The sequence below is a fragment of the Micromonospora cremea genome, assembly GCF_900143515.1.
GTDB classification, from domain to species: Bacteria; Actinomycetota; Actinomycetes; order Mycobacteriales; family Micromonosporaceae; genus Micromonospora; species Micromonospora cremea.
Window position 1 is genome coordinate 2,565,915 of the sequence record NZ_FSQT01000002.1, and the last position, 22,398, is coordinate 2,588,312.

Consider the following 22,398-nt stretch of genomic DNA (forward strand, 5'->3'; position numbering starts at 1 on the left):
TGCCAAAAGATCTTTCCACGGGACTTCCGCCGCTTGGCGCCTGCGAGCGTCATGTCGCCCCCGTCTGCCGCGATCCGCGCTCAACTGTCGCGCACCAGCCGAGGAGGACATGGCGTCGCGGTCACTGTCGAGTCCCACCTGATGCTTGACGAATCCGTCCCAGGTGTTGCTTGACGGTTGGTCTGGAGATAAGTGCGGAGATCGTATCGCCGTCCTGACGCTACGGTCCTGGCGTGGTGGTGAACCGGCCCTCGGTGTGGCCTGACCGATGATTCTTCCGCGCCGTGCTGGTCTGTACGCCGAGTACCGACTCACGGGAGGCTGACACCATGCGAAAACTGACCTTCGGCATGAACCTGAGCCTGGACGGCTACATCGCCGCGCCCGGCGACGACCTCGGCTGGAGTGTGCCGAGCGACGAGCTGTTCCAGTGGTGGTCCGACCGGGTGAGGGCGACAGGCACGGCGCTGTACGGGCGCAAACTGTGGGAGACGATGAGCTCCCACTGGCCGACCGCCGACCAGCAGCCGGGTGCCACACCGGCGGAGATCGAGTTCGCTCGCCGCTGGCGGGACATGCCGAAGGTGGTGTTCTCCTCGACGACCAGCACGGTCGACTGGAACACCCGCCTGGTCACTAGCGACGCGGTCACCGAGATCACCCGGCTCAAGGCCGAGGACGGCGGCCCCATGGATATCGGCGGCGCCACACTCGCCGCAGTGGCCATGCGGGACGGGCTGATCGACGAGTACGCGATCGTCACCCATCCGGTCCTGGTAGGTCGCGGCACGCCGTTCTTTGCGGCCCTGGACAACTGGGTGAACCTGACCCTGGTGGAGACCCGGACGTTCCCGGACGGCGTGGTCCTGACCAGGTACGAGACCAGGCGCTGAGTACCCCAACCTCGGATCGGCCCGGGCTTCGGGCCGCCCAAGGATCTCGTGGCGCTGTGTTTCGAGGCGATCGTGATACCCGTCCCGGATCACAGACCGTGTATGGCACAAGACACGCCTTGCCGTGCGCTGTCTGGTCCCACCGGATGCTTGACGTTTCCGTCCCAGCTGTTGCTTGACGGTTGGTCTAGGTTTCGGTGGCGACCTTGCGGGGTCGGCGGGCTTTGATCCTACGGACGGGCTGGTCGGTGGTGCGTCGGACGGTGTGTGGTTCGGCGTCGGTGTGGATGGTCCCCGACCCTCCTCAAAGCTCAGCTCCAACGCTTGGCGCTACGCCAGTACGGTGCGACGGGTGCTCACCATCCGAATGAACGAGGCCGCCGTAACCGCACTTCAACCACTGGCAGCCGATGACTTGCCGACCGTCGGCGGCACCCTCGACCAGGACCTGCAAGACATGCTCGCGCAGGGCCTCACGGACAACGAAGGCGCTCTGATCTTCACCGCGCACATCGGCCAATGGCCTGCTGCTCCAGCTTCCGTCCCTGCGGCGGTCGCGAAGATGGGTTGGCGGGATCTGACCGGCTACGAGTGCAACTACAACAGCTTCCACCTGGAGGACCATGCCCCGGTAAAGGTCACGATCCTCGACGACGGACAACTCCAGATCAACACCGAGGGCCAAGTCGTGCTGCTACGGCTCGGGATGGTCGTGGCTGACGCCGTGCTTCGCCTCGTCCGAGCCCTACCGCAGCCGACAGCCGTGCGCTGCATCATCCTGGCGAACGACACCAACAGCACGTTCCGATTCCACCGGATCCGGCCCGGCGAAGACTGGATCGACCTTGAGGACTTGGAGCGGTACCCGAGGGAGATGACTGTCGTCCTCGACAGCCACCCGTGACGTGCCGCTCATACAGCCATCCGTACAGCCAAGACCGCCCACCAGCACCGCCCCCGCCGGACAACCACAGACACGCTGACCATGCGCGCGGCCCGCTCGCCAGCATCCGGGATCTTCTAATCCCAGGCCGCTCCGCTTGATCGACGCCGACCCTTAGACAGCTAGCAGCGAGGCTCGTCCGGTAGGGCGCTCCACCTTGTCCCCGTCCGGGGGAGGCTGGACGGTCTGGCGACTGCCTGACGAGGAGATCCGCGAGCAAGCTAGAGGCTGCTGCCCACGGCAACCCCCCTGGTCAGGGTCGCATCCACGATCCAACCAACCAGGCACCCGAGGCGACATCGATGTGCTCGGTCACCCATGGCTGAACGATGGCCGCGATCTGCTCCGTCATGGGCCATGAGTCGATGATCCAACCGTCATCTCCCACCTTGACATGATCGCGGAGCGGTTCGATCACTTCCGGAGGCAGCTCCCAGGAACGTTCGAGGAAGTCGTCCGTCCCGAACTTCTGAACAACGTTGGCCACGTTCACGCGACGACCGTAGCTGGCTCTGGCGCGCCTCAACGGTCAGCGGAGCAGCCCTGGCAGCCCTCGATGCCCAGGCCAAATGAGAGCCACACGACCAGCGTGGGCAGCCGATGTGAGAGCGACAGCCCAGGCGCCCAGGGCCGAAGGCTGGCCGGGCGACGGTCATGGGTCGGGACCGCCATGGGGGAAAACCTCCAGGCGGAGTGGGATGGTTTCCGGCTTCCGACCGCCGGCGGCGCTGAATAGCGTCGACCGTGTGATCGAACTACGTGAGCTGACGAAACGCTACGGCGGCCGTGTCGCCGTCGACGGGCTGAGCGTTCGGGTGCAGCCGGGGGTGGTGACCGGCTTCCTCGGCCCGAACGGATCCGGCAAGTCGACGACAATGCGGATGATCCTCGGTCTGGATGCCCCGGACCATGGCGAGGCACTGATCGGCGGCGTCCGGTATTCGTCCCTGAACTGGCCGTTGAAGACGGTCGGCTCGCTCCTCGATGCCGGGGCGTTCCATCCCGGCCGCAGCGCCCGTGCGCATCTGACCGCGCTGGCCGCGAGCAACGACATCCCCGGTTCCCGGGTGGAGCAGGCGCTGCGCACCGTCGGGCTGTCCGACGCGGCAACGCGGCGTGCCGGTACGTACTCGCTCGGCATGCGCCAGCGGCTCGGCGTCGCTGTGGCCCTGCTCGGCGACCCGGGCGTCCTCCTGCTCGACGAGCCGGTGAACGGACTGGATCCGGAGGGCATCCGCTGGATTCGGGACCTGCTGCGCGGACTCGCCGCCGAAGGCCGGACGGTTTTTGTGTCCAGCCACCTGATCGCCGAGATGGCGCTGACCGCCGACCGGCTTGTGGTCATCGGCCGCGGCCGGCTGCTGGCCGAGACGACCGTCGCCGAACTCGCCGCCGGCGACGACAGCCTGGAGAACGCATTCTTCCGGCTCACCGCGCAGGCCACCGACTATCGCGGAGTGGGAGCGTCATGAACGGGTACGGATTCCGGCACGTGGCCCGGATGGAACGGATCAAGCTGGGCAGCGTCCGGTCGACGTGGTGGCTGGCGATCGCCGCGGTGGTCTCGATGGCCGCGGCCGGGGCCGGGGTGGGACTCGGATACCGATCGCACACCCCGGTCGCCACGGCCGCCCAGATTCTGAACAACAGCCTCGGCGGCGCCATCGTCGCCCAGCTGCTCCTCGGAGCGCTCGGCGTCCTGACGGTGACCGGCGAATACGGCACCGGGATGATCCGCTCGACGTTCGCCGCCGTCCCGCGGCGTCGGATCGTCCTGGCCGCGAAGGTCGCCGTGTGCGGCGGCGCGGCCCTCAGCGTCGGCCTGGTCGCGAGCTTCGCCGGCTATCTGGGCGGGCAGCTCGCGATCCGCGGCACCGCCATCCCGGCCGCATCCCTCGGGGACGCGGCGATCCTGCGCGCGGTTGTGCTGACCGGCGTGTATCTGGGCGTCACCGCGCTGATCGGGGTCGGCATCGGGACGATCGTGCGGCACTCGGGCGCCGCGATCGGCACGCTGTTCGGTCTGACATTCGTCCCGATGATCGTGGCCGGCCTGTTCGGCGAGAGCGGAATCCAGGTGGGCCGCTTCGTCCCGCTGTTGATGCTGCTCAACTCGATCGCGGTGACCTCGCCGCTACCCGGGCTGTTCTCCAGCTGGATCAGCGCGCTGCTGATGTGCGGGTACGCGGCGGTCGCGATCCTGTGCGGCGGCATGCTGCTCCGTCATCGCGCCGCGTGACCAGCGACAATGGGCCGATGACAGCGCTGCGCGCTCCGTTCGCCACACTGGCCCTGCGCCGGGCGGTGTTCTGCGTCGTCGGCGTGGTCAGTGCGGCCGCGATCCTGACCGTACCGGCGATCGTGCCGGCCCTGGGCGTCCTCATCCTCTGGGCGACCGGAGCCATGTCCAACCAGCCCGCACCTGCCGTCGCACCGGTGTTCCTGGTCCTGTTTCCGCTCACCATCGCGCTCCTGGTCGTGCTGGCCGCCCCGACCGGGCGCGCGATGGGAGCCGTGCATCGCTCACTCGCGGACCGGCTGCTCGGCGTGCACGTGGACGCCCCGCCGCCGCGGCTCTCGAAGCGGATCAGCGCCGTGGTCTCCGACGGACCGGGCTGGCGCGCCGTCGGGTACGGCCTGCTCAAGGTGCCACTGGCCATCCCCGAGGGCTACGGCGCGTTCTGCTACGTATTCGGTCTGGTCAACCTCAGCTACCCGGTGTGGTGGCCGCTGTTTCGCAACCACCCGGCCGGAACGCGCCTCGGGCCGGTGTGGGCGCTGACGCCGTTCGGCACCATCGGTACGCGGACGTTCGCCGGGACGTTCCTAATCGCCGCGGCCGGCCTCGCCATGCTGCTGGTCGCACCGTGGTTGATGCGGGCCGGTACGACACTGGACCTTACCGCGATGCGACGGCTGCTCGGTCCGCGTCGGCTCGCCGAGCGGGTACGCGAACTGCAGGTCACCCGGGCCCGCGCGATCGACGACGCGGCCGCGATGATGCGCAGGCTGGAACGGGATCTGCACGACGGCGCGCAGATCCGGCTGGCCACGCTGGCGATGAACCTCGGCATGGCGACCGAGAAGCTGGGTGTCGACGGGCCGCCACCCGACCTCGCGCAGGCCCGCGAACTGGTCGCGCTCGCCCACCGCGGAGCGAAGGATGCCCTCGCGGACCTGCGCGACCTGGTGCGCGGGATCCACCCGCCGGTCCTCGACAACGGTCTCGGCGACGCGCTGGCGACGCTCGCGACGAGCAGCGCCATCCCGGTCACGGTGAACGTCGAGTTGCCCGACCGCCCGGCGCCCGCGATCGAGACCATCGCCTACTTCTGCGCCTCCGAGTTGCTCGCGAACGCGGCCAAGCACAGCCGGGCGACCCGTATCGAGCTCGGCGTCGTCCGACCCGGCGAGCGCCTGATGCTGACCGTCGAGGACGACGGCATCGGCGGGGCGAACCCGGACGGTCCCGGCCTGTCCGGCCTGGCCCGCCGCATCGCGGTCGTGGACGGCCGGATGCGCGTACGCAGTCCGACCGGCGGTCCGACCCGGGTCGACATCGAGCTGCCCACACAGGTGTGAACGGAGGCGACGACATGCGGGTGGTGATCGCGGAGGATGCCGCGATGATGCGCGAAGGACTGGTCCGGCTGCTCACCGATCGCGGTTTCGAGGTGTGCGCGGCGGTGGCCGACGCGGATGCGTTGCGGTCCGCGATTGCGGCCACCGTACCGAACGTAGCCATCATCGACATCCGGATGCCACCGACGCACACCGACGAGGGACTGCGCGCCGCGATCGACATCCGACGCGACCATCCGGACGTCGGTGTGCTGGTGTTCTCCCAGTACGTCGAGACCCGCTACGCGACCCGCCTGCTCGCCGACCGGCCGACCGGCGTCGGATACCTGCTCAAGGACCGCGTCGCCGACGTCGCCGATTTCGTGGACGCGCTGACCCGGGTGGCGTCCGGTGGCACCGCACTGGATCCGGAGGTGGTCGGCCACCTGATGCGGGCCGGGCAGGACACGGCCGGGGTGGCGTCGCTGACCCCCCGGGAGCGTGAGGTGCTGTCGCTGATGGCCGAGGGACGATCCAATGCCGGGATCGCGGCGGCTCTTGTCATCACTTCCGGAGTCGTGGAGAAGCACGTGGCGAACATCTTCGGGAAACTCGGCCTGCCGTCCTCGGACAGCGACAACCGCCGGGTCCTGGCCGTCCTCCGCCACGTCGGCGGCGGCTGATGTTAGGACTGGCGGCGTCCGAAGATGATCCCCCCGAGTGAACTCTCGGCCGAGGTGAGAGTCATCTGCGCTTCGACCGCGAATCCGGCCTCGCGCAGCCAGGCCGCCACCTGGGCGGGCTGGCGACGGTGGACGTGAACCTTCATCGGGTGGCCGCCGTAGCCCTGGGTCTTGAGGCTGGTTTCGTCGCCCACGTGGAAGCTGAGCAGCAGCGGGCCGCCGGGCCGCAACACCCGACGGAAGTGCGCGAAGACCGAGTTGACCTGGTCGTCGGGGATGTGGATCAGCGAGTACCAGGCGACCAGGCCGGCGACCGACGCCTCAGCCAGATCGAGCTCGGTCATGGAACCCACCTCGAACCGCAGACCGGGGTGATCGCGCCGAGCCACATCGATCATCCCCGGCGACAGGTCGATCCCGAAGGCCTCGACGCCCAGCCCATGCAGGTGGGCGGTGATGCGTCCTGGTCCGCAGCCCACGTCCGCGACCGGCCCGCCACCGGCGGCACGGACGAGGTCGGCGAACAACGCCAGAGTCGCTCGCTCGTAGGGTGTTTCAGCCAGGAGGTTGCCTAACAGGCGCGCATAACTGACAGCGACCGTGTCGTAGGAGGCGCGGGTGTCTGCCAACCAGCCTTCAACGTTCATGCGGCAACGCTAGATCAGGGACGTGTTCAGCCGACGGCTCGCAGCGCGGCGGTGAGCACGACGAAGAGCGCGATCAGTGCTGCCGAGCCGACGCGTACCTGTCGTGACCGGCTGAGAAGGCCCACCACCAGCGCCACCCCCAGGCCCAGCAGCCAGTGGCCGACTTCGGGATACCGGTCGGGCTCGAAGCCCAGATGGCCCAGGGCTGCACGGCCGAAGCCGACAAGAGCGGCGCCCCCGGCCCAGATGGCCACGGTCCAGGCACACCGGCCGCCGGGGGTCTCCGTCAGCCGCGACCCGTGGCGGGTGATGGTGCCGAGCAGGTACGTCAGCGTCAGCAGCGCCATGGCGCCGCCGAGCAGCACGACCTCCAGCCCCACGAAGAGCCCGAGCAGCACCCACGGGCCACTGGTGGTTCCGCGCAGAAACAGGGCGGCCGCCGCACCGACCACGACCATCTGCCCGACCGCCAGGCGGTGGGGATTCACCAGGCGCGGCACCGTCGGTGCCGAGCGGGATGGCGCCGGATTCTCGGCCATGGTCAGACCGCCCCGGCGTGGGAGCAGCCGGACGGGACCGGGGTCATGACGCCGCTACTCATCGCGCCACCACGCGGCTCGATGCGTGTTCACGACCCAGGGTGACGCTGTTCCGCGTCCGACCCGGCGGGTCCGATGACTTTCGGTGCCCGGATCCGTCCATCCTGGAGACGGCGTCCCCCGACACCCTGGAGTCCGTTCCATGACCTTCGTGCCCGTGATCATCAGTCTTCCCATCGCCGACCGCCCGACCTCGCACCGCTTCTACCGGGACGGCCTCGGCCTGGAGACGGTGGGAGAGTTGGCCGACGACGGCATCCCCGAGCCGTTGCAGTTCGTCGTCAACGACGGGTTGCGGCTGATGCTCATCCCGACCGGTGGCTTCGGGTGGGTGATCGGCCGGCACGAGGTCGCCCCGCGGGGGCAGAGTGAGTGCGTGCTCAGCCTCAGCGTCGCCTCTCCCGCCGATGCGGATGCGATCGTCGGGCGGGCCCGCGCCGCCGGCGCCGAGGTGGTCACCGAGCCGGCAGCACAACCCTGGGGGTACGCCGGCGCCTTCGCCGACCCCGACGGTCACCTGTGGATGGTGTCTGCCGAGCCGGAGTCCTGACCGGCACAACGGCTTTCGGCGTCAGCGCGGGTCGCGCTGCCGGGGCGGGACGGGTTCCGCCCGGGCAGCTCGATCCGGCGCGGGCTGACCATCGACACACCCGGCGGTGTGGCGGTGACCGCTCCAGGCTCTCCAGCAGACCCTCGTGCCGCCGGATCAGCCGTGGATGCTGGATCAGACGTAGATGGTCCGGACGTACTCCGGGCCGTAGTGCCGTTCCAGGTCTTCCAGGTTCTCCGTCGGCGCCTCGACCTCCTTGACAAGGCGGGCCCGGGACGGCAGCACCTCCGGTTGCCAGGTCTCCGGCTGCCACAGCGCGGACCGCAGGAACGCCTTGGCGCAGTGGTAGAAGATCTGCTCGATCTCCACCACCACCGCGAGCACCGGCCGGTGACCCTTGACCACCATGTCGTCGAACCAGGGCGCGTCCCGCACCAGCCGGGCCCGCCCGTTGATCCGCAGCGTGTCGGTCCGCCCGGGAATCATGAAGAGCAACCCGACGTGCGGGTTGTCGAGGATGTTGCGGTAGCCGTCGGCCCGCTTGTTGCCCGGCCGTTCCGGCAGCGCGATCGTCGTGTCGTCCAGCACCAGGGCGAACCCGGCCGGGTCGCCCTTGGGCGAGACGTCGCAACTGCCGTCCGCGCCGGCGGTGGCCATCAGGCAGAACGGCGAGGCGGCCACCCACTGCCGGTCGCGCTTGTGCAGACGGGGACGCTCCTTGTTGACGGCACGCGCGTTCGGCACGCCGAGCAGCTCGCGCAGTTCCTCGTGCGAGGTGATCTCCACCGTCACGTGATCCTCCCCCAGCCGTTGACCCGGGTGGCGGGCGCCACCGTCGACGGCCTCGCCCGCCAGCCTAGGCCGGCGTGGCCAGCGCGAGGTTTGCCCCCGGGTGCCGGGGGTACGGCCTCACCCGACGCGCCCGCAGCACGACCCGTCACGCAGGACGCCGACCAGTGGAGGCCGGAAGATGGAGAGCCGACTCAAGGTGCTGGGTCACCCAGTCCATCCGATGCTGGTCATGTTTCCGGTCGCGCTGCTGGTCACGGCGGTGCTGTTCGACGTGGTGGACACCGTCGGCGGGCCCGACTTCCTGGGCGAGGTCGCGTACTGGAACATCACGGTCGGTCTGATCGGCGGCCTGCTGGCCGCGGCGGCCGGCTCGTTCGACCTGCTGGCGATCCCGACCGGCACCCGCGCCAAGCGGGTGGGCCTGCTGCACGCCGGCGCGAACGTCGCGGTCATCCTGCTCTTCGCCGCCGTCTGGGCGGTCCGGCTCAACGCCGACTCCCGGGCCGCCGGCGGCGCGCTGATCGCCATCGAGGTGGTGGCGGTGGCCATCCTCGGTATCAGCGCCTGGCTCGGCGGGGAGTTGGTCGACCGGCTCGGCGTGGGCGTCGACCGCGAGGCCGGTCTGGACGCGCCCAGCTCACTGCGGCCGCCCGCGGCCACCCGACGGATCGGAGAGGCGTGATGAGCGAGCAGCAGACCAGCGGCTTCGGCCGGGGATGGCGGGGCCGGCAGCAGGGCTGGGACCCGATGGGCGAATTGCAGTCGCTGCGCGCCGAGCTGAGCCGGCTGGTCGGCGGCCGGGCCGGGACGTCCGACGTCGAGCTGACCGAAACCTCGGACGGCTGGGAGGTCGTCGTCCGGCTGCCCGGGGTGGCGCCGGAGGAGGTGGCGGTCGAGCTGGACGACCGGGAGCTGTGCGTACGGGCCCGATCCGAGGCGGAGGTCAACGCCGACCAGGGCATCCCGGGCGGCTTCGAGACCCGCGGCTTCGAATACCGCATCGACCTGCCGTCCCGGGTCGACCCGGAGGGCATCGACGCGGTGATGGACCACGGCCTACTCCGGGTCCGGCTGCCCCGGGCGGCCCGGCCCAGGCCGCGCACCATCACCGTCGGCCGCACCGGGCTGCGCTCCGGCGGCCTCTCCGGTGGTACGCCGATGCCGGCCGATCCCGCCGCCGACCGCGAGCTGCACCGCCCGGACACCGTCGGCGAGATCGACCGGCCGTAGCGGAACTGCGTGGTCACCCCGTCCCTGCTCGGCCCGACGGCCGGGCACGTCCCCGACGTGCGGCGGATCGCCGTGCTGCGTGCCAACGCGCTCGGCGACTTCCTGTTCGCCCTGCCGGCGCTGGACGCGCTGCGCGCCGCGTACCCGGCGGCGGAGATCGTGCTGCTCGGCGCGCCGTGGCACGCGGAGCTCTGGCGCGACCGGCCCGGCCCGGTGGACCGGGTGCTGGTGGTGCCGCCGGCGCCGGGCATCCGCACGCCGGAAGCGGGTGAGGCGGAGTCGTCGATGGACGACTTCGTGGCGGCGGCCACCGGGGAGAATTTTGATCTGGCAGTGCAGATCCACGGCGGCGGCGCCAACTCCAACCCGTTGGTCAGCCGCCTCGGCGCCCGGGTCACCGTGGGGCTGCGCGCCGACGACGCGCCGCCGCTCGACCGGTGGATCCGCTACGTCTACTACCAGCACGAGGTGATCCGTTACCTGGAGGCGGTGGCGCTGGTGGGTGCTCCGGCGACCACCATCGTGCCGGCGCTGGCCGTGACCGACGCCGACCGGGCGGAGGCGAAGCAGGTGCTCGGCCCAGAGGACCGACCCCGGGTGGCATTGCATCCGGGCGCCACCGACACCCGCCGTCGCTGGCCGGCGGAGCGGTTCGCCGAGGTGGCCCGCGAGCTGCACGGCGACGGCTACGAGGTGCTGGTCACCGGTACGCCCAGCGAGCGGGAGGTGGTGGACCGGGTGGTCGCGGCGGCGGGGGTGCCGGTCCGGCCGCAGGTGGGCACGCTCAGCCTCGGCGGGTTGGCCGGTTGCTACGCCGGCTGCGCCCTGGTCGTCTCCAACGACACCGGCCCGTTGCACCTGGCCGCCGCGGTGGGCGCGCCGACGGTCGGCGTCTACTGGGTCGGCAACCTGATCAACACGGCCAACCCGCTGCGCGGCCGGCACCGGCCGATCTGCTCCTGGATGGTGCACTGCCCGGTCTGCGGGGTGGACTGCACGCCCGGCATCTACCCGCACCGCCCCGGCGACGGCGAGTGCCCACACCGGGATTCCTTCGTGAGTGATGTGCCGACGATCGAGGTGCTGGAGGCCGCCCGCGAGCTGCTCCAGGCGTAAGGAAGGGCACCTTGTTGACGCCTGGGGTAGAGCAGGAGCCCCTTCTTGACAGAACTCAGGCCGGCTGAGGGGTGTCCTCGTCGGCGAGTACGACCTCCCACGCCTCGACGTCCCGGTCGGTGACCGTGGTGGGGGACTCCAGGTGGTACGCGCCGCTGGGCAGGATGCCGGCCCCTCCGTGCCGGGCCAGCACCGAGAGTTGAGCGGCGACGTCCTCGCCCTGGTGCTTCTCCTGCACCTTTCGCCAGAAGTCGAAGCCACCGGAATCGATGAGCTTGGCCCGGTCGTAGAGCACGCATCCCCCGATCCAGGAGATCTTGTACGCGCGCCACGCGCCCGGCGGCAGCGCCAACTCTGCGGTGACGTGCAGCAGGTTGGCCGCCGAGTGGATCCGGGCCCGGTTCCACTCCGGGGTGCCCGGCCGGATCCGCTCCGGTGTCGGTTGGCCGATCCACTCCTCGTAGTGCCCGTGCGTCTCCGGCCGCCTGTCGTCGGTGTACGAGAGCCCGTGTACGCCGTTGCCGACGAACCCGCAGCCCAGCTCCCCGATCGCGGTGACCAGCCGATGCAGCGCCCCCGGCTCCAGCCAGACGTCGTCGTCGAGGCTGAGCACGTACCGGGCGGTCGAAGCGGCCAGCAGGTACGCCCGGTGCTCGGCCAGCCCCCGCCGGGGCAGCCGGCGGGTCAGCAGCACCGGGTGACCCCGGTGTCGCAGCGCCCGGACCATGGTGGCGGCGGCGGGGTGGGCGTACGCGGGCTCCCCGTCGGACTGGTCGCTGACCACCACCCCGAAGCCGGGTACGCCGTCCTGCGCGGCGAGCCCGGCCAGGGTGACCGCCAGCTCGGCCGGCCGGTTACGGGTCGGAATCAGCACGTCGACCAGCCGCTCGGTGAGGAACGCCTCCGGCGTGTCGAGGTCGAGTGGGCGGTTCACGACGCTCGGGTACGGGTGCTGAGTGACGGATCATGGCCGTGCGACGACGGGTCGGGCTCCCGGTCCTGACTGTGCGACCGGATCCGCTCGATGATCGCGGAGGTGGACCGGTCCGGCACGTACCCCAGGGTGCGCACCTGGCCGCCCAGCCGGCGCACCAGCGGCGCCTCAGGCACCAGCTCCGGCGGGTAGTCCCCGCCCTTGACGTACACGTCCGGCCGGACCGCCTCGATCAGCGCGGCGGGCGAGTCCTCCTCGAAGATCACCACGTGGTCCACGCAGGACAGCGCGGCGAGCAGGGCCCCCCGGTCCTCGACCGGGTTGACCGGCCGGTCTGACCCCTTCAGCCGGCGTACGCTGCCGTCCGAGTTGACCGCCACGATGAGCAGGTCGCCCAGGGCGCGGGCCTGCTCCAGGTAACGCACGTGCCCGCGGTGCAGCACGTCGAAGCAGCCGTTGGTGAACACGACCGACCGTCCGGCGTCGCGATACTCGGCGACGATGGCGTCCAGTTCGTCGGCGTCGACCAGCACCGGGTGCCCGGCGGTCTCCGGTGGCAGGTCGAGTGCGGTGAGCAGGTCCTCCCGCCGGCACACGCAGGTGCCGGTGTCGGACACGGTGATGGTGGCCGCCAGCTGGGCGAGCTGCGCGGCGGTGGGCAGCGGCGCGTCGGCGGCCAGGGCCAGCGTCATCGCCGCCAGGTACGCGTCCCCGGCACCCACGGCGTGGCTCGCCGGCACCGGCGTGCTGTGGCTGCGCCGCGGCTCCCCGTCGGCGCCGCCGACCACCGCGCCCTCGGTGTCCAGGGTCACCGCGACCACGTCGGCCCCGGTGTGTTCGCGCAGCTCGGCAAGGCGCGCCTCGGCCAGCACGGCCCGGTCGACGCCCTCTCCGGCCTCGGTGTTCACGGTCACGCCGGCGCCGGTGACGCTGAGCCCGTCGCCGGTGAGGGACACCTGGCCCTCGCTGAGCGTCGGCTCGCCGACCGGCCCCGGGCGGTCGGCCCGCGTCGGGTCCGGGATCGTCCCGGCGCTGACAGCGTCGCCCCGGGCCCCACCCGGGGCGGCGCCCACGCTCAGCTCGGACGGTCCGTCGGTCGGGTCGCTGTCGGGGTGTTCCAGGTGCAGTTCGACGCCGGACGCCGGGCGGATCGGGCCGCCGGCGCGGGCCAGCAGCCGGGTCGCCTCGGCGAAGCTGGGGGTGACCACGGTCGGCGCGAGCCCGCGCCAGTCGGCCAGGTCATGGGCGTCGAGCGCGACCGTGGCGTAGCGCTCCCGCTGCTCGACCAGCCAGGCGCGCACCGGCGCGGTCAGAGCGCCCAGGCCGTAGTCGCAGACCACCAGGGTCGGCGCCTCCCCACCGGCGGCGGCGCGCAGCTCCTCGGTGGCACAGTCCAGCGCGGTGAGCAACCGGGTCACCCCGTCTGGGGCGAGCGCGTCGTCCGGGTCGCCGGAGTCCTCCCGGAGCAGGATCTGGTTGCCGGCCAGCATCCTCCGCTTCACAGGGGTGGGCCGGCCGGGCTGGTTGACCGTACGGTCCCAGACGCCGGCGCGGTCCAGACAGTCGTGCAGTTCGTCGCCGGCGACATCGGCGCCGACCGGTGCCACCAGCACCGCCCGTCCACCGAGGGTGGCGACGTTGACGGCGGTGTTCGCGGCCCCGCCGGCGGCGGAGATCCGCCGCCGCAGGGTGAGGACCGGGGCGGGCGCCTCCCGGCAGAGCCGGTCGGAGTCGGCGAACCGCCATTCGTCCAACATGGCGTCGCCGACGATCAGGACCGGGCGCCCCAGCCAGCTCTCCACGACGGTGGCGAGCCGGCGGTGTTCCGCTGCTGCTCCTGCCATGCCTCCCCGGGTCCCCAGCGGCCCTGTGGTCAAACCTCCGCGGTGATCCACCCCGGCGGCCGGTGCCCTTCCTGCGGTGGTGGGTGTTTTGGGGGTCGGGGTCCGGGAAGGGAGTTCAGGTACCCCTCGGAGAGGAGATGCATCGAGATGACAGCGACGACACTTCAGGGCAAGCGGATCGCCTTCCTGGCCGCCGACGGCGTCGAGGAGGTCGAGTACGTCCAACCACGCGAGGCGGTGGAGAACGCCGGCGCGACGGTCGAGCTGGTCTCGCTCAAGCCCGGTTCCATCCAGTCCTTCAACCATCTGGACCAGTCCAAGACGTACGACGTGGACGTCACCGCGGACAAGGCGGACGCCGGGGGCTACGACGCGCTGGTGTTGCCCGGTGGGGTGGCGAACCCGGACTTCCTGCGTACCGACGCGGATGCGGTGCGGTTCGTGCGGGCGTTCTTCGACGCGGGCAAGCCGGTCGGGGTGATCTGCCACGGCCCGTGGACGTTGGTCGAGGCGGACGTGGTGCGCGGCCGGCGGATCACCTCCTGGCCCAGCCTGCGTACGGACCTGACCAACGCCGGTGCCACCTGGGTCGACGAGGAGTGCGTGACCGACGGCAACCTGACCAGCAGCCGTAACCCCGGTGACCTCCCGGCCTTCTGCCAGAGAATCACCCAGGCCTTCGCCGCCTGACCTGCTCACCCTCCGGTTTGATCATGGAGGCTGTCGAGGCGCGGCGCGCCGGGCAGATCCATGATCAACCGGGAGGGGGCTGGGACCGTTTTTCCCGGTTCGACGCATGTTCCGCGTTGGTCGGGAAAGAAGGGCCAATGACCACCGAAGCCTCTGCCGCGCCGGTGCTGAATCGCCAGCAGATCCGGCTGCTCATGATCGGTCTGATGACCGGCATGCTGCTGGCCGCCCTCGACCAGACCATCGTCGGCACGGCGCTGCCGACCATCGTCGGGGAACTGGGCGGGATCAACCACTACTCGTGGGTGGTCACCGCGTACCTGCTCGCCTCGACCGCGTCGACCCCCCTGTACGGCAAGATGGCCGACCTGTACGGGCGCCGTCCGGTCTTCCTCTTCTCGATCGGCACGTTCCTGGTCGGGTCGTTGCTGGCCGGTCTGTCGCAGAACATGACCCAGCTGATCATCACCCGGGGCATCCAGGGTATCGGCGCCGGTGGTCTGTTGACGCTGGCGTTCACCATCATCTCGGACGTCGTCTCACCCCGGGAGCGGGGCCGCTACCAGGGGCTGTTCGGCGCCGTCTTCGGGATCTCGTCGGTGGCCGGTCCGCTGGTCGGTGGTTACTTCGCGGAGACCGACTGGCGGTGGATCTTCTACATCAACGTGCCGCTGGCGATCCTGGCCATCGTGGTCTGCTACCACGTGATGCGGCTGATCCCGTTCGAGCGCCGAAACCACGCGATCGACTGGCTCGGCGCCGGCCTGCTGGTCGCCGGGGTCAGCTGCCTGCTGCTCGCGCTGAGCTGGGGTGGCAACGAGTACCGCTGGGGCTCCGGGGTGATCATCGGCCTGTTCGTGGCCGGTGCGGTGCTCGCCGTGCTCTTCGTGCTCCAGGAGGCCCGGGTCGCCGAGCCCATCCTCCCGCTGCGGCTGTTCCGCAGCGCCACCTTCGCGTTGGCCAACTCGGCCGGCTTCGTGCTCGGCCTGGTCATGTTCGGGTCGATCATCTTCATCCCGCTGTACCTGCAGATCGTCAAGGGCGCCTCGCCGACCCGAAGCGGTCTGCTGATGCTGCCGATGATGACGGGCATCATCGTCACCTCGATCCTCACCGGGCGGGCGATGAGCCGGATCGGCCGGTACAAGTGGTTCCCGGTGGCCGGGTCGGTGACCCTGCTGGTCGGCATGTTCCTGTTCACCCAGTTGGCGGTGGGCACCTCGCTCTGGATCGCCTTCGGCTACATGGTGGTGATCGGCGTCGGCCTGGGGCTGTGCATGCAGTCCCTGGTCCTCGCGGTGCAGAACGCGGTCTCCGTGCGCGACCTGGGCGCCGGCACCTCCTCGGCCACCTTCTTCCGGTCGCTGGGCGGTTCGTTCGGGGTGGCGATCCTCGGCGCGGTGCTCTCCTCCCGGCTCGCCGGAGGGCTGAGCGACCGGCTGCCCGGCGCGATCGCCCAACTTCCGCCGCAGCAGCAGGCCGAGGTCGCGGCGAGCGGCGGCGCGAACATCTCGATCAACGATCCGGCGACCATCATGGCCCTGCCCGGGCCGGTGCGGTCGGCGATCCAGAACGCGTTCGTCGACGCGCTGGACATGGTCTTCCTGACCGCCGGCCTGATCGCCATCGTGGCGGTGCTGGTGACCGTGGCGCTGCCGAACGACCAGTTGCGGGGCGCCGGCCCGCAGGGCGCCACCGGCGGTGCCGACCCGCTCGGCGGTGAGGCCCCGGCGCCGGGCGGCAAGCCGCTGACCCGCGAGTCGAAGGAGGAGGCGGCCGCCGACATGGAGGCCAAGTCCCAGACGATGATCTGACCACGTCCACCTCGACCGCCCCGGATTCGGTTCCGGGGCGGTCGGTGCTCAGGCGGGGCGGCGGTAGGCGCCGTACCACCAGGTCGCGGCCAACTCCCGGGCGGCCGCACCGTCGGCCTCGGGGTCGGCCGGGGTCACGCCGACATGGTGAGCGAGGAACCGATCGCCGCCGAGCACGATCAGCCGGCTCGCGGCCACCACGTCCAGGCTCGCCGGGGTGCGCCCGGCCTGCTGCTCGGCGCGGAGCACCTCCTCCGTACGCGCCACGAACTGCTCGAACCCGGCCGCCCAGTACTCCCGGACGACCTCGTCGTACGCGGCGACCTCGCTGATCGCCGCCAGCACCGGCGCGTACGTCCGGTAGATCCGGATCACGTCGGTGAAGACCTCGGTGAGCGCTTCGAGCGGGTCGCCGGGGGCGGACGGACTCCACTCGTGGACCCGGTCGAAGGAGGTCTCCCGCATGCTGCCGGCCAGGCGCATGAGCAGCTCGCTCTTGTCCCGGAAGTGGATGTAGAAGGTCGACCGGGCCACCCCGGCTTCGGCGGCGATGCGCTGGACGCCGAGGTCGGTGAAGCGGGCCCCCTGCTGGAGCAGCCGCTCGGTGGCCGCCAGCACCCGGGCTTCCACGGCGGCCCGGCCGTCGGGGTTGCGCGGGCGGCGTCGGGTGATCGAGGGCATGGTGCGAATCCTAGGTGGCTGGGGGCGGGATCGGCGACGTACGCTGGTTGCCGGACACACTGTCCGACATAGTGACCAGTTTGGTGGCCGACGCCGGCCTCCGATCGACGAGGAGTTACGCGTGAAGTACCGACTGCTGGGCAACACCGGGGTGTACGTCTCGGAGATCTCGCTCGGCACGATGACCTTCGGCGGCAGTGGGCACCCGATCTGGAGCAGTCTGGGGGCGCTGGCGCTGCCCGACGCCCAGCGGCTGGTGGACACCGCGCTGGACGCGGGTGTCAACTTCGTCGACACCGCCGACATGTACAGCGATGGCGAGAGCGAGGAACTGCTCGGTCAGGCGCTCGGCAAGCGGCGTCGCGACGTGGTGCTCGCTACCAAGGTGCACGCCCGGACGGGTCCCGGACCGAACGACGTCGGCACGTCCCGGCTGCACATCATGCAGGCGTTGGAGGACAGCCTCCGGCGGCTGGGCACCGATCACATCGACCTCTACCAGATCCACAACTTCGACCACGTCACCCCGATGGAGGAGACACTGCGCGCGCTGGACGACGCGGTCCGGCAGGGCAAGGTCCGCTACGTCGGTTGCGCGAACCTCGCCGCCTGGCAGATCTCCAAGGCGCTGGGCATCTCCGCCCGGGAGCAGCTGGCCGGCTTCGTCTCGGTGCAGTCGTACTACTCCCTGCTGGGCCGGGACGTGGAGCGCGACGTGGTGCCGATGGCGCTCGACGAGGGTGTCGGGCTGACCGTGTGGAGCCCGCTGGCCGGCGGCTTCCTCTCCGGCAAGATCGGCCGGGACAGCGTGGTCGCCGACAGCGGCTCGCGCAGCGCCCAGCCCGGCTACACCAGCTTCACCCCGTTCGACCCGGAGCACGCCTTCTCGGTGATCGACGTTCTCAAGGGCGTCGCCGAGCGGCACGGGGTCAGCCCCGCCCGGGTGGCGGTCGCCTGGCTGCTGTCCCGGCCGGCCGTGACCAGCGTGATCGTCGGCGCCCGCAAGCAGGAGCAGTTGGTCGACAACATCGCCGCCACGGACCTCACGCTGACCGAACAGGATCTCACCGAGCTGGACGAGATCACCAAGCTGCCCGTCGCGTACCCGAACTGGATCCAGGAGGCGTTCGCTGGTACCCGCCTTCCGCAGTGACCCCACTCGCCCGGTCCGTCGCTCAACCGCCGGACCGGGCGAGGCGGCCCCGACCTACTTGAGGATCAGCCGGTTGGTCTGCTCGAAGACGTCCAGGTCGGCCAGGGTCTCGTTCACCGAGGCGGAGAGCGGGGCGGGGAACCGGTCGCGGGGAAAGAAGCCAGCATCGGTGGTCTCGTCGGTGACCCGCGCCAGTTGCCCGTCCCACTCCTCCACCCGGAACGCCGTGGTGAAGACCTGGTAGGTGTGCCCGTACATGTTGGTGCTGGTCCGGTCCGGGCCGGTGTAGAGGGCGAACGCGCAGACCCGCAACGCCCGGAGGCCGGTCTCCTCGCGGACCTCCCGCACCGCGCAGTCCGCGATCGACTCGCCCAGCTCCATCGCCCCGGCCGGCATGGCCCACTGGCCGTTGTCCGAGCGCTGGATCAGCAGGACCCGTCCGGCGTTGTCACGGACCACGGCGCGGGCTCCGACGAACATCAGCGTCCGGTCCCCGGCCAGCGCGCGCAGCTGCCCTACGTATGAGTCGGCCCAGGAGATGCTCACCTGCGACAATTTACGGGGGTTCCCAAGCTGTGACCGGCGACACTAGCTTGTTACCCATGCGTAGCACGATGATGGACGCCCCTCTGCAGGTCTCCCGGATCCTCGACCACGGCGCCACCGTGCACGGCACGGCCGAGGTGGTCACCTGGACCGGCGCCGAACCCCGCCGGATGACGTACGCCGAGGTGGGCCGCGCGGCCGCCCGGCTGGCACACGCACTGCGCGACGAGTGCGGGGTGACCGGCGACGAGCGGGTCGCCACCTTCATGTGGAACAACAACGAGCACCTGGTGGCTTACTTCGCGGTGCCGAGCATGGGTGCGGTGCTGCACACCCTCAACATCCGGCTCTTCCCCGACCAGGTCACGTACATCGCCAACCACGCCGAGGACCGGGTGGTGCTGGTCGACAGCACGCTCATCCCGCTGCTGGCCCGGGTGATCGGCGAGCTGGCCACGGTCCGGCACGTGGTGGTGGTCGGTGGCGGCGACCCGGCGCCGCTGGCGGCGGCGGCCGGCGACCGGATCACCGTGCACCACTGGGACGCGCTGCTCGCCGACCGGCCGGAGGTGTTCGACTGGCCCGAGGTGGACGAGCGCGACGCCGCGGCGCTCTGCTACACCTCCGGCACCACCGGCAACCCGAAGGGCGTGGCCTACTCGCACCGGTCCATCTATCTGCACTCGTTGCAGGTCTGCATGCCGGAGGGCTTCGGCCTCGGGCCGACCGACCGGGAGCTGGCCATCGTGCCGATGTTCCACGCCATGTCGTGGGGGCTGCCGTACGCGGCGTTCCTCTCCGGCGCGTCGCTGATCATGCCGGACCGGTTCCTCCAGGCCGCGCCGATCGCCGAGATGATCGCCACCGAGCGGCCCACCCTGGCCGGCGCGGTGCCGACCATCTGGACCGACCTGCTGGCCCACCTGGACAGCCACGACGTGGACACCTCCTCGCTCAAGGAGGTGATCGTCGGGGGTTCGGCCTGCCCGCCGGCGCTGATGCACGCGTTCGACGAGCGGCACGGGATCGACGTCATCCACGCCTGGGGCATGACCGAGATGTCCCCGCTGGGCTCGGTCTCCCGTCCGCCGGCCGGCGCGACCGGTGAGCAGGCGTGGCGCTACCGCTACACGCAGGGCCGCGTGCCGGCCGGGGTGCAGGCGCGGATCGTCGGCCCGTTGGGCGAGCCGCTGCCATCCGACGGCAAGGCCGTGGGCGAGCTGGAGGTCCGTGGGCCGTGGGTGACCGCCCGGTACGTCGGTGACGACGCCCCGGACGAGGAGAAGTTCCGGGACGGCTGGCTGCGTACCGGCGACGTGGGCACCCTCTCGCCGGACGGATACATCACGCTGACCGACCGCGCCAAGGACGTCATCAAGTCCGGCGGTGAGTGGATCTCGTCGGTGGAGCTGGAGAACGCGCTGATGGCCCACCCGGCGGTGCTGGAGGCGTGCGTGGTGGGTGTGCCGGACGAGCGGTGGGACGAGCGGCCCTTGGCGACCGTGGTGGTCCGGGAGGGCGCCTCGGTGACCGCCGAGGAGCTGCGCGATTTCCTGGCCGGCTCGGTGGCCCGCTGGCAACTGCCCGAGCGGTGGGCGTTCATCGACACGGTGCCGAAGACCAGCGTCGGCAAGTTCGACAAGAAGGTCGTCCGTTCGCGGTACGCCGGGGGCGAGCTGACTGTCCGGGAGCTGACAGCCCCGTAACGTTTTTCCCGGCACCGTCGCCTGTTGGGGCAGGGGGTACTCCTGAACCTTCCTCCCCAGGGGCGGCCCCGGCGTTCGCACCGCGCCGGGGCCGCCCGTTCAACACGGGGCGACCCGCACCGTCATTGTTGCGAAACTTCTTCGCCTCTGTCCTGATGACGGGGAAATCGGGTGGTCACCGACCTGATCAGGCATCACTCGTGCTGATCAGCACCTTGCCCACCGCCGAGTTCTCCACCGCCTCGTGCGCCGCAGCCGTCTCGGCCAGCGGATAACGGTGCAGCGGCAGGCCGGCGTCGACACCGACCCGGATGCCGCCCTGGTCGGCCGCCGCGGCCACGTCCCGCACGGCATGGGCCTTGGCCACCGTCGGCTCCGTGTAGACCAGCACGAACTGCCACCGGGCGTTCCGCATCATCGACGGCCGGATCGGGATGCTCACCTCGGGCTCGTCGTCGGCATAGACGCAGACCGCGCCACCGTTCCGGAGCACCTGCACGTCCGTCGCGGCGTTGCGAGCCGGGGAGACCTCGACGATCGTGTGCACCCCATCGGGAGCGATCTTGCGGACCTCCTCGACCACGTTCTGTTCCCGGTAGTTGATCACGACGGAGGCGCCCGCCGCCGCCGCGAGCAGCGCCTTCTCCGCACTGCTCACCGTGGTGATCACCGTGGCGTCGGCCCAGCGGGCGAGCTGGATCGCGGCGTTCCCGACCGCACCCGCCCCGCCCTGCACCAGCACGGTGTGGTCGGCCAGCGCGCCGGGGCGCAGCGAGTCCGGCATGAACTCGCCGGCGGTCAGACAGCGGTGCGCGGTGAGGAACGGAATGCCCAGGCTGGCGCCCAGGTCGAACGAGGCGTCGCCGAGGCGGACCGCCTGCCGGACCGGCACCAGCGTGTACTCCGCCGCGGTGCCCCACGGCCGCTGCCAGGCCGCCTCCCAGATCCAGACCCGCTCGCCGATCAGATCCGGGTCGACCCCGGCGCCGACCGCCTCCACCACGCCCGCCCCGTCCTGCCCGGGGATCTGCCAGCCGGCCGGCAGAGGGAACGACCGGCGGGCCTTCCAGTCCGTCGGATTCACCCCGGAGACCGCCATCCGGACCAGGACCTCGCCCGCCCCCGGCTCCGGCACCGGCCGGTCGACCAACTTCAGCACCGAGGGATCGCCGGTGCGCTCGTAAACGATGGCTTTCATCCGTGGTCTCCTCACCCGTCCGGCGGGTGGCACCCGGGTCGAGCACCGCCGGCTGCGGTACCCCGCTCAGTCCCCGTCATGCCGACGCCCGCCGGTCCCAGGAAACCGTATAGCCGCACACGGGACGGGAAGGACCGGACAACGGGTGACGCGTCCTACATCAACCAGCCAGCTCGTCCACCAGTTCCGGGGTCAGCTCACCGATCACGCGCAGCGTCACCGTGGCCAGCCGGGCAGCGTCCGGGTCCAGCGGGTACGAACCGTGCGGCACCGCCACCACCCGCATCCCCGCCGCCGCGGCCGACCGCACCCCGTTGGAGGAGTCCTCCACCGCCACGCAGCGGCCCGGGTCGAAACCCAGCCGGCCCGCCACGCTCAGGTACACGTCCGGCGCCGGCTTGCCCCGCTCGGTCTCCTCGGTGGACAGGGTGGTGGCGAACGCGTCGGTCAGGCCGGTGGCGGCCAACGCCGCCGCGATCAGTCGGGTCGGCGACGAACTGGCCAACCCCATCGGCCACCGCGCGGCCAGCCGGCGCACCACCTGGTCGGCGCTGTCGATCAGCGGTACGTGCTCTCGGTACCGCCGGGTCATCTCCTCGACCACCTCGTCGGCGACCTGCCCGGCGGTGCGTGCCACGCCCAGCTCGCCGCTGAGATAGTGGGCCCACTCGCTGGTGCTCATGCCCATCAGCCGGCGCTGGGTGTCCGGCTGCCAGGCACCGCCATGCGTCGCCACGTACGCCCGCCGGACCTCCTCCCACACCGGTTCGGAATCCACGATCACGCCGTCCAGGTCGAAGACCACCGCATCCACCACG

24 protein-coding genes are annotated in these 22,398 nt (G+C 70.9%); 14 read left to right on the forward strand and 10 right to left on the reverse strand.

What is annotated here, in order from left to right:
- Window positions 1–329 precede the first annotated feature (329 nt).
- On the forward strand, window positions 330–893 hold the full coding sequence (locus tag BUS84_RS25390) for a dihydrofolate reductase family protein (protein WP_074319098.1): 564 nt from the start codon (window positions 330–332) through the stop codon (window positions 891–893).
- 343 nt (window positions 894–1,236) lie between these two features.
- Complete coding sequence (locus BUS84_RS25395) at window positions 1,237–1,797, forward strand: hypothetical protein (protein ID WP_143728506.1); 561 nt, start codon at window positions 1,237–1,239, stop codon at window positions 1,795–1,797.
- Window positions 1,798–2,089: 292 nt separating this feature from the next.
- Here the strand turns inward: BUS84_RS25395 and BUS84_RS25400 are convergent, their stop codons facing one another.
- Window positions 2,090–2,329, reverse strand: a complete 240-nt coding sequence (locus tag BUS84_RS25400) for a hypothetical protein (RefSeq protein ID WP_074316177.1) — start codon at window positions 2,327–2,329, stop codon at window positions 2,090–2,092.
- A gap of 253 nt (window positions 2,330–2,582) precedes the next feature.
- Between BUS84_RS25400 and BUS84_RS25405 the strand changes: the two genes are divergently transcribed.
- The 4 genes from BUS84_RS25405 to BUS84_RS25420 are packed head-to-tail and all read left to right on the forward strand — an operon-like array spanning window position 2,583 to window position 6,080.
- Entirely contained in the window at window positions 2,583–3,308 is a 726-nt protein-coding gene (locus BUS84_RS25405; protein ID WP_074316179.1) for an ABC transporter ATP-binding protein, read from the forward strand.
- Window positions 3,305–4,075 carry a hypothetical protein gene (locus BUS84_RS25410; RefSeq protein WP_074316181.1) on the forward strand — a complete coding sequence of 257 codons (771 nt, stop codon included), beginning with the start codon at window positions 3,305–3,307 and terminating at the stop codon, window positions 4,073–4,075. Before BUS84_RS25405 ends, BUS84_RS25410 begins: the two co-directional genes overlap by 4 nt.
- A 17-nt stretch (window positions 4,076–4,092) precedes the next feature.
- On the forward strand, window positions 4,093–5,418 hold the full coding sequence (locus BUS84_RS25415) for a sensor histidine kinase (protein ID WP_074316182.1): 1,326 nt from the start codon (window positions 4,093–4,095) through the stop codon (window positions 5,416–5,418).
- 14 nt (window positions 5,419–5,432) lie between these two features.
- Window positions 5,433–6,080 carry a response regulator transcription factor gene (locus BUS84_RS25420; RefSeq protein ID WP_074319100.1) on the forward strand — a complete coding sequence of 216 codons (648 nt, stop codon included), beginning with the start codon at window positions 5,433–5,435 and terminating at the stop codon, window positions 6,078–6,080.
- A 2-nt stretch (window positions 6,081–6,082) separates the two neighbouring features.
- Here BUS84_RS25420 and BUS84_RS25425 read toward each other — a convergent pair whose 3' ends face one another.
- Window positions 6,083–6,727, reverse strand: a complete 645-nt coding sequence (locus tag BUS84_RS25425) for a class I SAM-dependent DNA methyltransferase (protein WP_074316184.1) — start codon at window positions 6,725–6,727, stop codon at window positions 6,083–6,085.
- Between the two features lie 26 nt (window positions 6,728–6,753).
- Window positions 6,754–7,215, reverse strand: coding sequence for a hypothetical protein (locus tag BUS84_RS25430; RefSeq protein ID WP_143728507.1), 462 nt, complete (start codon window positions 7,213–7,215; stop codon window positions 6,754–6,756).
- A 253-nt stretch (window positions 7,216–7,468) separates the two neighbouring features.
- Between BUS84_RS25430 and BUS84_RS25435 the strand changes: the two genes are divergently transcribed.
- Window positions 7,469–7,876, forward strand: a complete 408-nt coding sequence (locus BUS84_RS25435) for a VOC family protein (protein ID WP_084757589.1) — start codon at window positions 7,469–7,471, stop codon at window positions 7,874–7,876.
- Between the two features lie 174 nt (window positions 7,877–8,050).
- On the opposite strand, the gene BUS84_RS25440 is transcribed toward BUS84_RS25435, so the two are convergent.
- Window positions 8,051–8,668, reverse strand: a complete 618-nt coding sequence (locus BUS84_RS25440; RefSeq protein ID WP_074316188.1) for a pyridoxamine 5'-phosphate oxidase family protein — start codon at window positions 8,666–8,668, stop codon at window positions 8,051–8,053.
- 178 nt (window positions 8,669–8,846) lie between these two features.
- On the opposite strand from BUS84_RS25440, the gene BUS84_RS25445 reads away from it, so the two are divergent.
- Genes BUS84_RS25445 through BUS84_RS25455 form a run of 3 tightly spaced genes read left to right on the forward strand, consistent with a single transcriptional unit; the run spans window position 8,847 to window position 11,014 of the window.
- Complete coding sequence (locus tag BUS84_RS25445; protein ID WP_074316190.1) at window positions 8,847–9,350, forward strand: DUF2231 domain-containing protein; 504 nt, start codon at window positions 8,847–8,849, stop codon at window positions 9,348–9,350.
- Window positions 9,350–9,898, forward strand: coding sequence for an Hsp20/alpha crystallin family protein (locus BUS84_RS25450; protein ID WP_074316193.1), 549 nt, complete (start codon window positions 9,350–9,352; stop codon window positions 9,896–9,898). Before BUS84_RS25445 ends, BUS84_RS25450 begins: the two co-directional genes overlap by 1 nt.
- Before the next feature lie 9 nt (window positions 9,899–9,907).
- The gene (locus BUS84_RS25455; protein ID WP_074316195.1) at window positions 9,908–11,014 is read left to right on the forward strand and encodes a glycosyltransferase family 9 protein; all 1,107 of its coding nucleotides are present in this window, start codon (window positions 9,908–9,910) and stop codon (window positions 11,012–11,014) included.
- Window positions 11,015–11,069: 55 nt separating this feature from the next.
- Here the strand turns inward: BUS84_RS25455 and BUS84_RS25460 are convergent, their stop codons facing one another.
- Window positions 11,070–11,948, reverse strand: a complete 879-nt coding sequence (locus tag BUS84_RS25460; RefSeq protein ID WP_074316197.1) for a glycosyltransferase family 2 protein — start codon at window positions 11,946–11,948, stop codon at window positions 11,070–11,072.
- Window positions 11,945–13,792 (reverse strand): D-glycero-beta-D-manno-heptose 1-phosphate adenylyltransferase, encoded by a 1,848-nt coding sequence (rfaE2, locus tag BUS84_RS25465; RefSeq protein WP_074316199.1) that lies wholly within the window; start codon window positions 13,790–13,792, stop codon window positions 11,945–11,947. The genes BUS84_RS25460 and rfaE2 overlap by 4 nt, the downstream gene beginning before the upstream one ends.
- Before the next feature lie 147 nt (window positions 13,793–13,939).
- Between rfaE2 and BUS84_RS25470 the strand changes: the two genes are divergently transcribed.
- A complete protein-coding gene (locus BUS84_RS25470) occupies window positions 13,940–14,482 on the forward strand; it encodes a type 1 glutamine amidotransferase domain-containing protein (protein ID WP_074316201.1) in 543 nt (180 codons plus the stop codon).
- A 137-nt stretch (window positions 14,483–14,619) separates the two neighbouring features.
- The gene (locus BUS84_RS25475) at window positions 14,620–16,296 is read left to right on the forward strand and encodes an MDR family MFS transporter (RefSeq protein WP_074316203.1); all 1,677 of its coding nucleotides are present in this window, start codon (window positions 14,620–14,622) and stop codon (window positions 16,294–16,296) included.
- A gap of 48 nt (window positions 16,297–16,344) precedes the next feature.
- Here BUS84_RS25475 and BUS84_RS25480 read toward each other — a convergent pair whose 3' ends face one another.
- Window positions 16,345–16,977 (reverse strand): TetR/AcrR family transcriptional regulator, encoded by a 633-nt coding sequence (locus BUS84_RS25480; protein ID WP_084757590.1) that lies wholly within the window; start codon window positions 16,975–16,977, stop codon window positions 16,345–16,347.
- Window positions 16,978–17,098: 121 nt separating this feature from the next.
- On the opposite strand from BUS84_RS25480, the gene BUS84_RS25485 reads away from it, so the two are divergent.
- A complete protein-coding gene (locus BUS84_RS25485; RefSeq protein WP_074316205.1) occupies window positions 17,099–18,130 on the forward strand; it encodes an aldo/keto reductase in 1,032 nt (343 codons plus the stop codon).
- Window positions 18,131–18,184: 54 nt separating this feature from the next.
- On the opposite strand, the gene BUS84_RS25490 is transcribed toward BUS84_RS25485, so the two are convergent.
- Window positions 18,185–18,676: an NUDIX domain-containing protein gene (locus tag BUS84_RS25490; RefSeq protein ID WP_074316207.1), complete on the reverse strand. Its 492-nt coding sequence runs from the start codon at window positions 18,674–18,676 to the stop codon at window positions 18,185–18,187.
- A 56-nt stretch (window positions 18,677–18,732) separates the two neighbouring features.
- On the opposite strand from BUS84_RS25490, the gene BUS84_RS25495 reads away from it, so the two are divergent.
- Entirely contained in the window at window positions 18,733–20,382 is a 1,650-nt protein-coding gene (locus BUS84_RS25495; protein WP_074316209.1) for a fatty acid--CoA ligase, read from the forward strand.
- Window positions 20,383–20,569: 187 nt separating this feature from the next.
- Here BUS84_RS25495 and BUS84_RS25500 read toward each other — a convergent pair whose 3' ends face one another.
- Together BUS84_RS25500 and BUS84_RS25505 are read right to left on the reverse strand one after the other, a co-directional pair.
- Entirely contained in the window at window positions 20,570–21,580 is a 1,011-nt protein-coding gene (locus BUS84_RS25500) for an NADPH:quinone reductase (RefSeq protein ID WP_074316211.1), read from the reverse strand.
- A 160-nt stretch (window positions 21,581–21,740) separates the two neighbouring features.
- Complete coding sequence (locus tag BUS84_RS25505; RefSeq protein WP_074316212.1) at window positions 21,741–22,397, reverse strand: HAD family hydrolase; 657 nt, start codon at window positions 22,395–22,397, stop codon at window positions 21,741–21,743.
- Window position 22,398 lies beyond the last annotated feature (1 nt).